Below are 14,686 nucleotides of genomic sequence, written 5' to 3'. Positions count from 1 at the left end.
CCCATGATCAACCCGACCGGGTGGGGTGGGGTTATTTTGTGGACGGTGGGGGTTGGGTCGGACAGGATTTCCGGATGTCCGTACCGAGCCTGACTTTGCTGCGCTGGCAGTTCGACCTGACGTGGTCGCTGTTCGAGTACCACCTTGAGCGACTCGAACCCGCGGACTTCCTCTGGGAGCCGGCCGACCACTGCTGGTCGGTGCGGCAGGGCACCGACGGCACCTGGAGCCCGGACTGGGCCGACACCGAACCAGACCCGGTCCCGGTGCCGACGATCGGCTGGCTCACCTGGCACGTCGGCTGGTGGTGGACAGTGGCGATGGACCATCTCCGGGGTGGATCAGCGCGGCAGCGCACGGCGGTTGTCTTCCCCGGTGCGGGCGAGCCCAGCGTCGCCTGGCTGCGTGACCTGCGCACCGAATGGCTCGGCCTGCTCGACCAGCTCGGCGACAGCGACCTCGACCGCATCGCGACGTTCCCGTGGCCGGAGGGAACCGACCACACCGTCACCCACACGATCGGTTGGGTCAACTCGGAGCTGATGAAGAACGTCGCGGAGATCGGTCAGCTCCGGCTGCTCCGCGCCGCACGGACCGATCGGTACGGCCCGACTGCTCGACAGTAGTACTTTCGTCACACGGAGTGCCGTGACGAAACCGGAGGCGGCGTGCTCAGTGCCCGGTGTGTCGAGTGCGAGGCGGACCTGCCCGTCGGCGCCGGCCGGGGACGCCCGCGCCGCTACTGCTCGCGGCGCTGCCAGGCCCGCGCGTACCGCAGGCGTCGCGAGCACGGCCCCACCAGCACCCCGCGTCGGATTCGGGACCTGCCCGCGCCGACCGGCGGCGACCCGCGCCACCGGTTGGTCGCCCTCGCGGTCGAGCTGGCGGACGCCGGGGGCCTGGACGCCGTCTCCCTGCGGGTCCTCGCCCAACGCGGCGGCCTGCCCGCCCACGCCGTGTACCGGCACGTCCGGAACCGGGCCGACCTCCTCGCCGCGATGGCCGAGCGGATAACCGCCACCCGCCCGCCCGGCACCGCGCCACTACCGCGTGATCCGCGCCAACGGCTCGAACGGCTGGCCGGGGACGAGTGGGCGATGTACCGCCGCCACCCCTGGCTGCTGGCCGTCCTCGCCACCGACCGGCCGCCGACCGGGCCGGCGGTACTCGCCATGGTCGACCGGGTGGTGGCGGCATTCACCAGCGCCGGATTCGAACCGGCCGAGGCATTCCGCGCGTACCTGGCGCTCAGCGGCTACATCCAGGGCATGGCCCTGCTCATCCGGCGTGACCCCGAGGACACCACCTACCACGCCTGGTGGTCGGCGACCCTCACCCGGCTGGAGCGGACCGGCCGTACCCGGGACCGGCCCTGGCTGGCCGCGGCCGGGCAGACCAGACCCGACACCGACCTGGACACCTGGTTTCTGTTCGGCCTGCGCGGGCTGCTCGACGGCCTGTTGCACAGCCCCGCTCGGTAGGGTGGCCGGCGTGCCGCGACTGGTGAAAGTCACTAAAGACAATGTGGAGGCCGCGTGCCGGGTCAGCGTGCGGCCCGACCAGGAAAAGTTCTCGTCTCCGGTCGCCTGGTCCCTCGCCGAGGCGTACGCGCAGCCCGAGATCGCGTGGCCGCGTCTGATCGTCGAGGATGACGAGATCGTCGGCTTCCTAATGGGCTTCTTCGACATCGTGTGGGATCCGGCCCAACCGGACGACAGGCGCTCGGGGCTGTGGCGGCTGAACATCGCCGCCGAACACCAGGGCCGGGGGTACGGCCGCTTCGCGGTACAGGCCGTCCGCGACGAGGCCCACCGACGGGGGCACGACCGCGTCTACACGACGTGGAAGCCGGGGCCGGACGGTCCGGAGCAGTTCTACCTGAAACTCGGGTTCCAGCTGACCGGGGAGACCAGCGAGGACGAGGTGGTGGGCGTCCACTCCACCCACTGACGGGACGCCACCGACCACCCCGGACCGAGTGATCAGCAGTGCGGCGGGGCCTGCGTACGATGCGGGGTCGAGTTCCCCTCGTCGCGGCGGAGGTATCGGGCAATGGCAGGCCAGCACGAGGGTTTCGCTCTCGGCATCGACCTCGGCACGTCCAACACGGTCGCGGCGCTGCGCTGGCCGGACGGGCGGACCCGTCCGCTGCTGATGGACGGTCAACCGCTCAGTCCGTCCGCCGTCTACGCCGACCCGGACGGCACCCTGCACACCGGCTGGGACGCCCGCCGGTTGGCGCAGGCCGACCCGGCCCGGTTCGAGGCGAACCCGAAGCGTCGGGTGGACGAGCCGACAGTGCAGCTCGGCGACCGCGCGTACCCGCCGGCCGACCTGCTCGCCGCGGTGCTGGCGGCGGTCGGCCGGGCGGCGGTGGGCGCTGTGGGCTTCCTGCCGCCGGCCGTGGTCACCTGCCCGGCCGCCTGGGACGCGACGCGGCGGCAGGTCCTCGCCGACGCGCTGCTGCGGGCGGGCTGGCCGCAGGCGGTCGAGCACACCCTCGCCGGGCCGACGCCGCCCGGCACCCGGCTGCTGCGGGAGCCGGTGGCCGCCGCCCGCTACTACACGCAGGTGCTGCACCGTCCGGTGCCGGTCGGCGGGGCGATCGCGGTCTTCGACTTCGGTGGCGGGACGCTCGACGTCGCGGTGCTGCGCAACGAGGGTGCGGACCCCTGGGGTGACTCCGGCTTCAGCGTGGTCGCCGACGGTGGCCTGCCCGACCTGGGCGGCCTGGACCTCGACGCCGCGCTGGTGCGGCGGGTCGGCGAGCTGGTCGGTGAGCGGCACGCCGCGCAGTGGGCCCGGCTCACCCGGCCGACGGATCCGGCGCAGCGCCGCGACCAGGTCCGGCTCTGGGACGAGGTACGCGGTGCGAAGGAGACCCTGTCCCGGTCTGCGGTCGCCCCGGTCGCCGTGCCGGGGGTGGCCGAGACGATCCAGCTGACCAGGGCGGACGTCGAGCGGGTGGCCACGCCGCTGCTGCGCCGGGCGGTGCAGCGGGCCCGGGAGGTCATCGCCGCCGCCGGGCTGCGCCCCGATCAGCTCGACGGGCTCTTCCTCGTGGGCGGGTCGTCACGGATCCCGCTGGTGGCCCGCATGCTGCACGCCGAGCTGGGGATCGCGCCGACGGTGCTGGACCAGCCGGAGTTGCCGGTGGCCGAGGGTGCCCTGACCGACCTGCCGCTGCGCAAGCCGCTACCCGCCCCGGCGTACGCGGGAGCGCCGCTCGCACCACCCGCTTCGGCTCCGGTGAGCCCACCCGCCCCAGCCGGAGCCCCCGCGCCGGTCGTACCGTCGCAGCCCTGGCCGGGGTCGACGCCGCCGGCGGGTCCGCCGCCCGGGCCGGGCCTGGCCGGCGGCACCCCGACCCCGCCGGGCGGCGCGACCCGCTGGCGGCGGGCGCGCTGGGTGGTGCTCGGCACGGTGCTGGCCCTGGTCGGGGTGGCCACCGCGGCGACGCTCTACCTGACCCGGGACCGCTACCCGGATCTGAAGTTCGACTCGCTGCGCGAGCTGTCCCGGCCGTCGGCCGGCGCCGAACGGCCGGTCGACATGTGGACGGCGGTGCTCGACGACCGGGCCTACCTCGCGTTTCCGCTGCCGGACGACCGGGTCGAGGTGGTGGCAGTCAACGCCAGCAACGGCGACACGCTGTGGCGCAAGCCGACAGACGTGCGGGCCGACGACTGGAAGGCGATCATCGCCATCCCCGGTGGGGTCGCGGTCCTCGCCGACGCACCGGGCGACAGCACTCCCCGACCGCTGGCCGTCCTCGACGGACGTAAGGGCGAGCAGCGCTGGCAGCGCGTACTGCGTGGTGACGACGACGTCTACTTCGCCGACGACACGGCGGTGCTGGTGGACAGGGCCGCTGACGAACTGGTCGGCCTGCGCCTGACCGACGGCTCGGCGAAGTGGAGGCAGCCCAACCCCCGCGGCCAGTACGCCGGTGGCCGTACCGTGGTCCGGCCGGTCGGCACCGACGCGGCGGCGGGCGGGCCCGCCTTCCTCGACGGCACGCCCCGCAACCCGTGGACGAGCAAGGGGCGGCGACTCGTCCAGGTGGGTGCGGACCGCTCGGTGCGGCTGCTCGACATGGCATCCGGCGCGGTGCTGCGCCAGTGGGGCAGCGTCGCCGACCTCGACGACCTGGTGGTCGCCCACGAGGACCGCCTGTACGTGGCCGCCAACGAGGGTGGCTACCAGCTGCTCGCGTACGACCTGGGTTCCGACGCCGAACCGGTGGTGCTGCACCGTTCCGGCAACGACGAGTACCGCCCGAAGGAGCTCATCGCCTGCGGTGAGCGGCGGGCCTGCCTGTTGCAGGTGCCGAACAATGACGTCGCGCGCACCGAGGTGGTGGCGGCCACCGAGGGTGAGCAAATGATCAAATGGTCGGCGCCGGGCGTGACCGGCCTGGTTGCGTTGGGTGAGCAGGTGCTCGCCCAGCGGGAGTTCCCGGAGCCGATCGTCACCGTCTTCGACGCCGCCGGCAAGCCGGTGCTGCGCGACCGGGGCGGGGTGGCGGTCCGCCTCGATGCGGGCAACCTGCTGGTCTTCGCCAAGGCTCCCAGCGTGGTCGCGGACAACCGGGTGCTGGCCGGGGTGTGGGCCGAGTCCGGGGAGGTCGACGAGTTGGGTGAGCTGAAGGACGTGCGCAGCTCGTCCTGCTCGTGGAACACCCACGTGATCGCCTGTGGCGCGGACAAGGACTTCGTGCTGTACCGCTTCACCGACGACTGACGTCAACGGTCCACCGGACGGCTCGTACGATGCTCCGGTGAATCTTCGAGGTACGGTCCGCGCCGATCGTCCGTTGGTGGTTCTTGCCGTGGGGGAGGAGGCCCGCTACCTGCCGCCTGAGCTGCCGGTCCTGCTCACCGGTATGGGCAAGGTGAACGCCGCCAGCGCGGTGGCGGCGGTGCTGGCCGCCGGGCCGCGCCCCGCCCTGCTGCTCAACCTGGGTACGGCGGGCGCGTTGCGTCCCGGGTGGGCCGGCATTCACGAGGTCGCCACCGTGCTCCAGCACGACCTGGACACCGAGCTGCTGCGCACGCTCACCGGCGAGACCTACGGGGCGCCGCTGTCGCTGGCCGCCGAGGGCGCGGTGCTGGCCACCGGTGACACCTTCGTGGCCGACGACGCGGAGCGGGACCGGTTGGCGCAGCGCGCCGACCTGGTCGACATGGAGGGGTACGCGGTGGCCTGGGCCGCGGCGCAGGCCGGCGTGCCGTGCCGGCTGGTCAAGCAGGTCAGCGACGAGGCGGGGGAGGGTGCGGCCCGGACCTGGCAGGAGTCGGTGGACGCGTGCGCCCGGGACCTCGCCGAGTGGGCCGCTCGACACTTCGCCTGAGCGTGGCGGGTCAGTCGTCGGGTTGCCGCAGTCGCAGGCCCGGCGTGGTCTCCCGGGCCGCTCCGGGAACCAGGATGTGCGCCGCCAGCGTGAGCGCCACGACCGTGGTGACCAGCAGCGGCGGCCAGCGGCCGGCCCACGGCAGCGTGAGCAGCGGCAGGGGGAGGCAGAGCATTCGCCGCCACGGCACGAGCATGGACACCAGCAGGGTGAACAGGGCGCGGCCGATCACGAACAGCGTGGGCCCGCCCATGATCAGTAACAGCCACCCCACCGGCGTGGTGCCGGTCGGCCGGCTGACGACCCTGTCGAACGAGGCCGCCGTGGCGACCACCCCGACCAGCATCACCAGGTGGGTGTACGGAGCCACCCGCGCCGGCCGGCCCGACTTCGGCCCGGCCCCAGCCTCCAGCAGCTCGCCGGCCCGAAAGACGTAGACCTGCCAGAGCAGCAGCATGATGGCGAACGCGCAGAACAGCGCGGCGACCCGGAGCCCGGCCAGCGGGCCCCGGCTGACCTGCAGCGTAGGCACCAGGATGATGTCGCCGAGGGCCAGGATGACGAACTGCTGATACCGCTCGCCCAGATGCGCGGTGGTCCGCTCGTACTGGTCGAAGGGCACCCGGCCCAGCCAGGGCGTGGGGTAGCGGGCCGCGGCGGAAAGCAGGTCGATCGTGATGGCGATGGTCCAGAGGGCCCAGTTCACAGTGCCGGACACCGCGCCGGTGATCCAGAAGACGCCGGACACCACGAACCAGAAGAAGAACCGGGTGGCCCGGACCATGGCCGCCCGATGTCGCTTCCGGTACAACGTCGTGACCAGGATGATGCCGCGGATCACGTGCGTGCCGACGTAGGAGATCGCGAAAACCATCGCGTGCCCGTCGGAGACCATCGGCAACGACGCCGCCATCCCCACCGAACCGACCATGGCGACCATCAGGATGGTCTGGATGGGGCGCTGCTGCGGGTCGTAGAACTCGGTGGTGGTGGAGGTGACCGACCAGGTCCACCAGATCGCCGTCAGCATCAGCAGGACCATCGCGGCGCCGGACCAGTCGTGGACTTCCGCGAGCAGGGTCGAGGTCAGCGCGAGCGAGGCCACGAAGACCACGTCGAAGAGCAACTCCAGCAGCGTGGCCCGCGTCGAACCGTCCGGCCGGCGTACCAGTGCCGCGGTGCCTCCGGTGGTCATGCGCGGCCTCCCGCCGTGTCTCCGAGGATTATCGGCGGTGCCGGCGCGGCCCGTCCCCGGATCGGCGATTCCCGCCGGTCGGGGAAGCGCGGCGGCCGGAGGTTGCCACGGCGAGCGCGGGTCAGTCGTCGGGTTGCCGCAGCCGCAGGCCCGGCGTGGTCTCCCGGGCCGCTCCGGGAAACAGGATATGACCGGCCAACCCGAGCGCCACGATCGTGGCTACCAGCACCGGCGGCCAACCGCCGGCCCACGGCAGCACCAGCAGCGGCAAGAGCTGCCAGGCAATTCGCCGCCACGGCACGACCCACGACACCGCCATGGTGAAGAGGACGCGGCCGAGCACGAACAGCGTCGGGCCAGTGATGATCAACACGAGCCACGGCACCGGCGTCGTTCCGGTCGGCCTGGTGACGATCAGGTCGAAGGCGGCGGCGGTGCTGGCCACGCCGGCCAGCATGACCAGATGGGTGAACGGGGCCAGCCGCGTTGCCCGGCTCCCCTTGGACCCGGCCGCCACCAACAACTCGCCGGCGCGGAAGACGTAGATCTGCCAGAGCAGCAGCATGGTGGCAAAGGCGCAGAGCAGGGAGGCGAGCCGGAGGTGGTCGAGGTGGCCCCGGCTGACCTGCAGGGTCGGCAACAGGATGATGTCGCCGAGGGCCAGGATGATGAACTGTTGGTACCGCTCGCCCAGGTGCTCGGTGGTCCGTCCGTACTGGGGGAGCGGTATCCGGCCCAGCCGGGGCGTGGGGTAGCGGGCCGCCGCGGCGACCAGGTCGATCGTTATGGCGATCGTCCAGAGCCCCCAGTTCGGAGTCTCTGACAACGCGCCGGTGACCCAGAAGACGCCGGACACCGTGAACCAGAAGAGAAACCGGGTGGCCCGCTCCCTGATTGTCCGGTGCCCCTGCAGGTGCAGGGCGGTGACCAGGATGATGCAGCGACTCACGTGCGTGCCGACGTACGAGATCACGAAGACCATCAGGTGCCCGATGCTGACCATCGGCAGCGATGCTGCCATCCCCACCGACGCGACCATGGTGATCATCAGGATGGCCTGAATCGGGCGTTGCTGCGGATCGTAGAACTCGGTCGTGGTCGTGGTGACCGACCACGTCCACCAGACGGCGGTCAGCATCAGCAGCAGCTTGGCGCCGCCGGACCAGGAGAGCTCTTCGGACAGCAGTTTCGATGTCAGTGCGAGGGCGGCCACGAAGACCACGTCGAAGAGCAACTCCAGCAGTGTCGCCCGGGTCGACTGGTCCAGCCGGCGTACCAGCGCCGCATTCCCTTTGGTGGTCATGCCTGGCCTCCCGCCGCGTCTCCCGAGGAATTATCGGCGGCCCCGACGTGGGCCGTCCCCGGATCGGCGATTCCCGCCGGTCGGGGAAGGGGGCGGCCGGAGGTTGCCACGGCTCGGGACGCCGGGTGATGCTTTATCGCATCCATTAATCTCGATCTCTTCGGAGGTTCGGATGCGCCGCTCCCCGCTGGCCGCCCTCGTCCTGACCACTCTGCTGCTCGTCGCTCCCGGTGCGGCGCAGGCCGCCGTCCCCGACCGGGTCGCCGTCCCCGCCGCCGACGCGGCGGCCACGCTGACCGGGGTACGTACCGCGGGCACCGCCTGGGGTCTCGACCCCGCCACCGGCCGGATGACCCTCACCGTCGACGACACAGTGGTCCCCAGCGAACTGGCCGCACTACGGACGGTGACCGACCGGGCCGGCGTGCTGCTGCGCCGCGAACCCGGAACGCTGCGCCCCCTGATCGCCGGCGGGCAGGGCATCTACGGCGGCGGTGGCGCGCGCTGCTCGCTCGGCGCGAACGCGCGCAGCGGCAGCATCTACTACGTGATCACCGCCGGGCACTGCACCACCGCCGCTGCCACCTGGTACGCCGACAGCGCCCGGACCACAGTGCTCGGCACCCGCACCGCCACCAGCTACCCCACCAACGACTACGGGCTGATCCGCTACACCGGTCGGATCGCCCACCCGAGCGCGGTCTACACCTACCCCGGCCTGCTCACCATCAACGGCCCCGGCAACGCGTACATCGGCCAGTCCGTGTGCCGCAGCGGTAGCACCACCGGCGTGCGCTGCGGCACCGTCACCGGTCTCAACCAGACCGTCAACTACGCCACCGGCGTGATCTACGGCCTGATCCGCACCAACATCTGCGCCGAGCCGGGGGACAGCGGCGGACCGCTCTACGTGGCCGCCACCGGCACCATCCTCGGCATCCTTTCCGGCGGCACCGGCAACTGCACCGCCGGCGGCACCACCTACTACCAGCCGATCGCGGAGGTGCTGGCCGCGTACGGGTTGACGTTGCCCTGAGCGTCGAGGTGTGACGCGCGACAGGTTGCCCGTCCCGCGCGGGACACCTAGGCTCGGCGACGCCCAGCACCCCCGCCGCGAGGACGTGTGCCAGATGCCGACCGCCCCCCGACCTGACCAGGCGAGTGCCCCGGCCGGCCTTCCGTCGATCGAGGTGGCCGCGGTGGGGGAGACGATGGTGGTGCTCTGCCCCGCCCCGGGTGAGCCGTTGGAGCGCGCCGAGCGGGTCGCCGTGTCGGTCGGTGGGGCGGAGTCCAACGTGGCCGGTTACCTGGCCCGCCTGGGACACCTGACGACCTGGGTGAGCCGGGTCGGCGACGACCCCTTCGGCCGGGCCGTCGTCCGGCACGTCGCCGCCGCCGGCGTCCGCGTCGACCAGGTGTGCGTGGACCCGGCCGCCCCCACCGGCCTGTACGTCAAGGATCCGGGCCCGGAGGGGACCGCCGTGCACTACTACCGGGCCGGGTCGGCGGCCGCCCGGATGGACCCCGCCACGCTGGCCGACCCGGCGCTGGCCGGTGCCCGGGTGTTGCACCTGTCCGGGATCACCCCGGTGCTGTCCGCGTCCTGCCGGGCGCTGGTCGAGCACGCGGTGACCGACCGACCGCTGGCGCAGGCGATGGTCAGTTTCGACGTCAACCACCGGGCCCGGCTGTGGTCCGCCGAGCAGGCCGCGCCGGTGCTGCGCGACCTCGCCAACCGCTGCGACCTCGTCTTCGTCGGGCAGGACGAGGCGGAAACCCTCTGGGGCACCACCGACCCGACGGCCGTACGCGAGCTGTTGCCCGATCCGGAGACGGTGGTGGTCAAGGATGGCTCGGTGGGCGCCACCGCACTGGTCCGCGACGCCGAACCGGTCTTCGTGCCCGCGCCCCGGGTGACGGTGGTCGAGCCGGTCGGCGCCGGAGACGCCTTCGCCGCCGGCTACCTGGCCGGGTTGCTACGCGGCCTCGACCCGGTGCGGCGGTTGCGCCTAGGTCACCTCGTCGCGGCGCAGGCGTTGACCAGCAGCGGCGACAACGCCCCGGTCCCGCCGTGGGCCTGGTTCGAGAAACTCATCGACGCCCCCGACGACGCCTGGTCGCCGCTCGACCTGACCGACCCGGGGGCGACGACCTGAGTCGGGCCGGCGGGTTGCGACCCGACCAGCAGCAACAGTCCCACCGCGACCTCGGATGGAGTGCACCATGACCACACCGGACTTCGACCACATCTTCGGCGGCGCCCGGGTGATGGCGATCCTGCGCGGCCTGCCGGTCGCCGAGACCGTTCGGCTCGCCGAGCGTGCCTGGGATCTCGGCATCGACGTGGTGGAGGTTCCGGTGGCCACCGCCGACGCGGTCCCGGCGCTGCGGGCCGCCGTCGAGGCGGGCGCCGAGCGCGACCGGATCGTCGGCGCCGGCACCGTGCTCGACGTCGAACAGGTCGCCGCGGCGGCCGACGCGGGCGCCCGGTTCACCGTCGCGCCCGGCCTGGACCTCGCGGTCGCCGACGCCGCCGCCGCGCGTGGCCTGCCGCACCTGCCCGGTGTGGCCACCCCGACCGAGGCCCAGCAGGCACTGCGGCACGGCCTCACCTGGCTCAAGGCGTTCCCCGCTGTCTCCCTCGGCCCGGCCTGGTTCAAGGCCGTCGCCGGCCCGCTGCCGCAGTTGCGCTTCGTCGCCACCGGCGGCCTCGACGCGAGCAACGCCGGCGCGTTCCTGCAAGCAGGCGTACGCGTGGTGGCCGTCGGCTCCGCCCTCTCCGACCCCACCCAACTGGACGCCCTCGCCACCCTGACCCGCCCCACCCCCTAACCCTCCCGCCCTCCCCGTCCGCCCCTCTCGCCGATCCTGCACTTGCGGTTGTCGATGCGCCCCGATTCGCGCCTTTGGTCGCGACAGCAAGTGCAAGATCGACGGGGATCGAGGCGGGACGCGCAGTCGGGGTGAGTGCGCGGTCGGGGGGAGAGCGGGGGAGGGTGGCGGGGTTGCGCCATGGCGTAAGTGCGTCGGGGCGCGGTGCGCGGTTGGGGTGGGCTCTGCGTCGATGCTGTGGTGCGTACCACTTCTCGACACAAAGAGGTCATCGTGGCTCTGTCTCACCGGCGCCGCCGATCCGGGCTGATCGCCCTCGGCGCCGCCCTCACCCTGGCGGCCGGGTTCACCCCACCCGGCGCGGGAGCGGCCGCCGCCCCGCCGAACAACCCCGACCGCCCCGCGGGTCAACCCCCGGCCGCCGCCGGACGCGCGTCCACCGTCACCCTGATCACCGGTGACACGGTCACCGTCACCACCGCGGCGGACGGCAGCACGGTGTCGACAGTGCGCCGGCCGGACGGCAGCACCCCGAGCTTCCACCGCACCGTGCGCGACGGCGACACCTACGTCTACCCGGACGCCGCGCTGTCCTATGTGACCAGTGGTCTGCTGGACCGGCAGCTGTTCAACGTCACCGACCTCATCGCCGACGGCTACGACGACGCGCACACCGACGCGCTTCCGCTGATCGTCACGATGACCGACACGGCGGCCCGCAACCGCACCCGCCCCACCGTCGACGGCGCGGAACTGGTCCGACCGTTGGACAGCGTGCAGGGCGCGGCGCTGACCCGCCAGCGCGCCACCGCCGACCGGTTCTGGACCGCGCTGACCGCCGGTTCGACCCGGCGTACGGGTGCCGCCCCGACCCTGGCCAACGGCATCGCCAAGGTCTGGTTGGACGGTCGGGTGCACGCGGACCTGGCCGAGTCCACCGCGCAGATCGGCGCGCCGAAGCTGTGGGCCGAGGGCAACACCGCCGCCGGTGTCGACGTCGCGGTGCTCGACTCGGGTGCGGACGCCGAACACCCGGATCTCGTCGGCCAGATCGCCGAGTCCAGCAGCTTCGTGCCCGAGGAGCCCGACATCCTCGACTACAAGGGCCACGGCACGCACGTCGCCTCGACGATCGCCGGCACCGGCGCCGCGTCCGGTGGCGCCGAGCGGGGTGTCGCCCCGGGTGCCCGCCTGCACATCGGCAAGGTGCTCAACAGTGAGGGCAGCGGACAGAACTCGTGGATCATCGCCGGCATGGAGTGGGCGGCCCGCGAGCAGAAGGCCCGGGTGGTCAGCATGAGCCTGGGCGGTGAGGCCACCGACGGCAGCGACCCGATGAGCCAGGCGGTCGAGCGACTCAGCGCCGAGACCGGTGCCCTCTTCGTGATCGCCGCCGGCAACAGCGGCCCGGCCAGCATCGGCAGCCCAGGTGCCGCCGACTCCGCGCTCACAGTCGGCGCCGTCGACAACACCGACCACCTCGCCGACTTCTCCAGCCAGGGGCCACGCGCCGGCGACGGCGGGCTCAAGCCCGAGATCACCGCCCCCGGCGTGGACATCCTGGCGGCCCGCTCGCACCTCGTGCGGGGCTCCGGCGACTACACGCTGATGAGCGGCACGTCGATGGCCACCCCGCACGTGGCCGGCACGGCCGCGCTGGTCGCCGCCGCGCACCCGGACTGGACCGGTCAGCGGATCAAGGAAGCGCTGGTCAGCACGGTCAAGGCCACCCCCGAGTACACCCCGTACCAGGCGGGTGCCGGCCGGGTCGACGCGGTCGCCGCCGCGCACGCCACCGTCTTCGCTACCCCGAGCGCCTACTCCGGCTTCCAGGCGTGGCCGCAGCAGCCGGGCACGACAGTTGACCGTACGGTCACCTACACCAACCTCGGCAGCGCGCCGGTCGACCTGAGGCTGGCCCTCGACGCGGCCACCGCGCCGGCCGGACTGTTCGCGCTCTCCGCCGACCGGGTCACAGTGCCCGCAGGCGGCACCGCCACCGTGACGGTGACCGCCGCGTACGACAAGCTGCCGGTGGAGAAGCAGGTCAGCGGCATGATCGTCGCCACCGACGACACCGGTGCGGTGCGCGGGCGCACCCTGATCGGCGCCGGCAAGGAGGGCCAGCGGCAGAACCTGACGCTGGTCGCCAAGGACCGCGACGGCAAGCCGCTCGTCGGCAAGGTCATCCTCACCGCCGACACCCTCTTCACCGCCGTGGACCTGCCCGAGAGCGGCACCGCCACGCTGCGGCTGCCGGTGGGAAGCTGGAACGGTTGGATCTCCGCGGACGTGCGGGGCGCGCACGGGCCGCACTCCAAGGGCATGGCGATGCTCAGCTTCACCGACGTGAACCTGGACCGCGACCGCACCGTCACCCTGGACGCGCGCGCCGCCCGACAGGTGCAGGCCCGGGTGCCGCAGGAGGCCACCGCGAGCGCGCTGCGGATGGACATCCACCGGTCCACGAAGAACGGTCTCACCGAGAGCCAGGTGCTGCCCGACGATTCGTACGACAGCATGTGGGCGTTGCCGACGAGCCGTCCGGTGACCGACGGCGAGTTCGAGTTCGGTGCCCGGTGGCGGCTGGAGCAGCCGGCCCTGACCGTTTCGGCGGGCGGTCGCTCGTACGACGATCTGTTGGTGAAGCGGGCGACCCCGGCGCTGCCGGCCGGTCGTCGCCAGTTGGACGCGGTCTACGTCGCCGACGCGTCGGCGGCGGGGCTGGCCAAGCGTCCGGTCCGGGACCGGGCCGTGGTGGTGCGCCGCAGTGACAGTGTGGACATCGCCACCCAGGCGCAGGCCGCCGCGGCGGCCGGGGCGAAGCTGCTGCTCGTCGTGAACGACGGCGTCGGCCGGCTCCAGCCGTGGGACGAGGCGGCGTGGAGCCCGGAGAGCCCGGCCCCGGTGACAGTGGCGACCCTCGGCGCCGACGAGGGCGGGCAGCTCATCGCCGCCTTGGAGCGGGGCGCGGTGCGGCTCACCGTCGAGTCGCACCCGGAGACCAGCTACCTGTACGACGTGGCGCACCACTGGACCGGCACGGTGCCGGCCGACCCCACCTACCGGCCCACGAAGCGGCAGTTGGCCCGGGTCGACGTGGAGTTCCGCAACTACCGGCAGGGCAAGGCGCTGGAGTTCCGCACCGACGTCTGGCGCGGCTGGGCGTCGAGCAACCAGGAGCCGGCCCCGGCGCAGGGCCGACGCACCGACTGGGTGAGTGCCGACCAGCGGTGGATCGACGACGCGTTCATCGCCGGCGAGACCGGTCAACACGTGATGGCGGTGACCACGTACCCGGCCGGCAAGCCGAGCGCCGTCACCTGGTTCGGGCCGATCCAGCGACCCCGGATGGGCGGCAGCTACGTGCCGGTCCGGTACCTGGACACCGTCTACCTGCCCGCGCCCGGGTGGGGCGACGGGGGCGGTCACATCGGTGAGGCGTACGCGAACTACGACATGGTCAACCGGACCACCCTCTACCAGGGTGACAAGGAGCTGAACTGGGGTAACGCCGAGTACCTCCAGGTCTCCGGGCTGGGGTCTCAGCGACTGCCGTACCGGCTGGTGGTGGAGAACGACCGGGCTGCCTGGACCAACCCGTACTCCCGGCAGACCCGCACCGAGTGGGGCTTCCACTCGGCGGTCACCGGGGAGGAGTCGGCCGAGGTCCTGCCGATGATCCAGCTTGACTACCAGGTGGACATCGACTCCGCCGGCACGGCGTCGCGGCGGGCACCGCTGACCGTTGTCGCCTCCCACCTGCCCGATGTCACCGGCACGATCGGGGCGGTGACCGTCGAGGTGTCCTACGACGACGGGGCGACCTGGCAGAAGCAGCGGCTGACCCGGCACGGCGACGGCTGGCGTACCTCGCTGGCCGCACCGGCGAAGGCCGGCTTCGTGAGCCTGCGCACCACGGCACGCGACACCGCCGGCAACACAGTGAGCCAGAGCATCAGCCGGGCGTTCGGCCTGCGCTGACAGCACTGCGGCCGGCCGC

Annotated in this window: 11 protein-coding genes; 9 read left to right on the top strand and 2 right to left on the bottom strand. The window is 72.7% G+C overall.

What is annotated here, in order from left to right; all coding sequences use genetic code 11:
* Positions 1-74: 74 nt before the first annotated feature.
* From MED15_RS01080 to MED15_RS01060, 5 genes are all read left to right on the top strand, one after another.
* The gene (locus tag MED15_RS01080) at positions 75-626 is read left to right on the top strand and encodes a DinB family protein (RefSeq protein WP_112734589.1); all 552 of its coding nucleotides are present in this window, start codon (positions 75-77) and stop codon (positions 624-626) included.
* A gap of 42 nt (positions 627-668) precedes the next feature.
* Positions 669-1,481, top strand: a complete 813-nt coding sequence (locus tag MED15_RS01075) for a TetR/AcrR family transcriptional regulator (protein WP_112734588.1) — start codon at positions 669-671, stop codon at positions 1,479-1,481.
* A gap of 10 nt (positions 1,482-1,491) precedes the next feature.
* Entirely contained in the window at positions 1,492-1,950 is a 459-nt protein-coding gene (locus tag MED15_RS01070; protein WP_208646437.1) for a GNAT family N-acetyltransferase, read from the top strand.
* A gap of 102 nt (positions 1,951-2,052) precedes the next feature.
* The gene (locus MED15_RS34450) at positions 2,053-4,743 is read left to right on the top strand and encodes an Hsp70 family protein (protein WP_112734586.1); all 2,691 of its coding nucleotides are present in this window, start codon (positions 2,053-2,055) and stop codon (positions 4,741-4,743) included.
* Between the two features lie 37 nt (positions 4,744-4,780).
* A complete protein-coding gene (locus MED15_RS01060; RefSeq protein ID WP_112589950.1) occupies positions 4,781-5,353 on the top strand; it encodes a nucleosidase in 573 nt (190 codons plus the stop codon).
* 10 nt (positions 5,354-5,363) lie between these two features.
* Here the strand turns inward: MED15_RS01060 and MED15_RS01055 are convergent, their stop codons facing one another.
* Both MED15_RS01055 and MED15_RS01050 read right to left on the bottom strand, forming a co-directional pair.
* Positions 5,364-6,548, bottom strand: coding sequence for a low temperature requirement protein A (locus MED15_RS01055; protein WP_112734585.1), 1,185 nt, complete (start codon positions 6,546-6,548; stop codon positions 5,364-5,366).
* Between the two features lie 121 nt (positions 6,549-6,669).
* Positions 6,670-7,851 carry a low temperature requirement protein A gene (locus MED15_RS01050; RefSeq protein WP_112589955.1) on the bottom strand — a complete coding sequence of 394 codons (1,182 nt, stop codon included), beginning with the start codon at positions 7,849-7,851 and terminating at the stop codon, positions 6,670-6,672.
* Positions 7,852-8,023: 172 nt separating this feature from the next.
* On the opposite strand from MED15_RS01050, the gene MED15_RS01045 reads away from it, so the two are divergent.
* The 4 genes from MED15_RS01045 to MED15_RS01030 all read left to right on the top strand — a co-directional run bounded on the left by MED15_RS01045 (position 8,024) and on the right by MED15_RS01030 (position 14,667).
* Positions 8,024-8,887: a S1 family peptidase gene (locus MED15_RS01045; protein ID WP_112734584.1), complete on the top strand. Its 864-nt coding sequence runs from the start codon at positions 8,024-8,026 to the stop codon at positions 8,885-8,887.
* Positions 8,888-8,981: 94 nt separating this feature from the next.
* Complete coding sequence (locus tag MED15_RS01040) at positions 8,982-10,007, top strand: sugar kinase (protein ID WP_112734583.1); 1,026 nt, start codon at positions 8,982-8,984, stop codon at positions 10,005-10,007.
* A gap of 67 nt (positions 10,008-10,074) precedes the next feature.
* Positions 10,075-10,683 (top strand): bifunctional 4-hydroxy-2-oxoglutarate aldolase/2-dehydro-3-deoxy-phosphogluconate aldolase, encoded by a 609-nt coding sequence (locus tag MED15_RS01035; protein ID WP_112589962.1) that lies wholly within the window; start codon positions 10,075-10,077, stop codon positions 10,681-10,683.
* Between the two features lie 273 nt (positions 10,684-10,956).
* Positions 10,957-14,667 carry a S8 family serine peptidase gene (locus MED15_RS01030; protein WP_112734582.1) on the top strand — a complete coding sequence of 1,237 codons (3,711 nt, stop codon included), beginning with the start codon at positions 10,957-10,959 and terminating at the stop codon, positions 14,665-14,667.
* Positions 14,668-14,686 lie beyond the last annotated feature (19 nt).

This window comes from Micromonospora noduli, from assembly GCF_003264475.1.
Classification (GTDB): domain Bacteria; phylum Actinomycetota; class Actinomycetes; order Mycobacteriales; family Micromonosporaceae; genus Micromonospora; species Micromonospora noduli.
Note: the sequence above shows the minus strand (reverse complement) of the source record. Positions and strands in the feature narration are given on the sequence as shown.

What these genes read in the sequence shown, in the direction of transcription:
- MED15_RS01080 (WP_112734589.1), top strand. Translation starts at nt 75, where the DNA reads ATGTCCGTACCGAGCCTGACTTTGCTGCGCTGGCAGTTCGACCTGACG.
- MED15_RS34450 (WP_112734586.1), top strand. Translation starts at nt 2,053, where the DNA reads ATGGCAGGCCAGCACGAGGGTTTCGCTCTCGGCATCGACCTCGGCACG.
- MED15_RS01055 (WP_112734585.1), bottom strand. Translation starts at nt 6,548, where the DNA reads ATGACCACCGGAGGCACCGCGGCACTGGTACGCCGGCCGGACGGTTCG.
- MED15_RS01050 (WP_112589955.1), bottom strand. Translation starts at nt 7,851, where the DNA reads ATGACCACCAAAGGGAATGCGGCGCTGGTACGCCGGCTGGACCAGTCG.
- MED15_RS01045 (WP_112734584.1), top strand. Translation starts at nt 8,024, where the DNA reads ATGCGCCGCTCCCCGCTGGCCGCCCTCGTCCTGACCACTCTGCTGCTC.
- MED15_RS01040 (WP_112734583.1), top strand. Translation starts at nt 8,982, where the DNA reads ATGCCGACCGCCCCCCGACCTGACCAGGCGAGTGCCCCGGCCGGCCTT.
- MED15_RS01035 (WP_112589962.1), top strand. Translation starts at nt 10,075, where the DNA reads ATGACCACACCGGACTTCGACCACATCTTCGGCGGCGCCCGGGTGATG.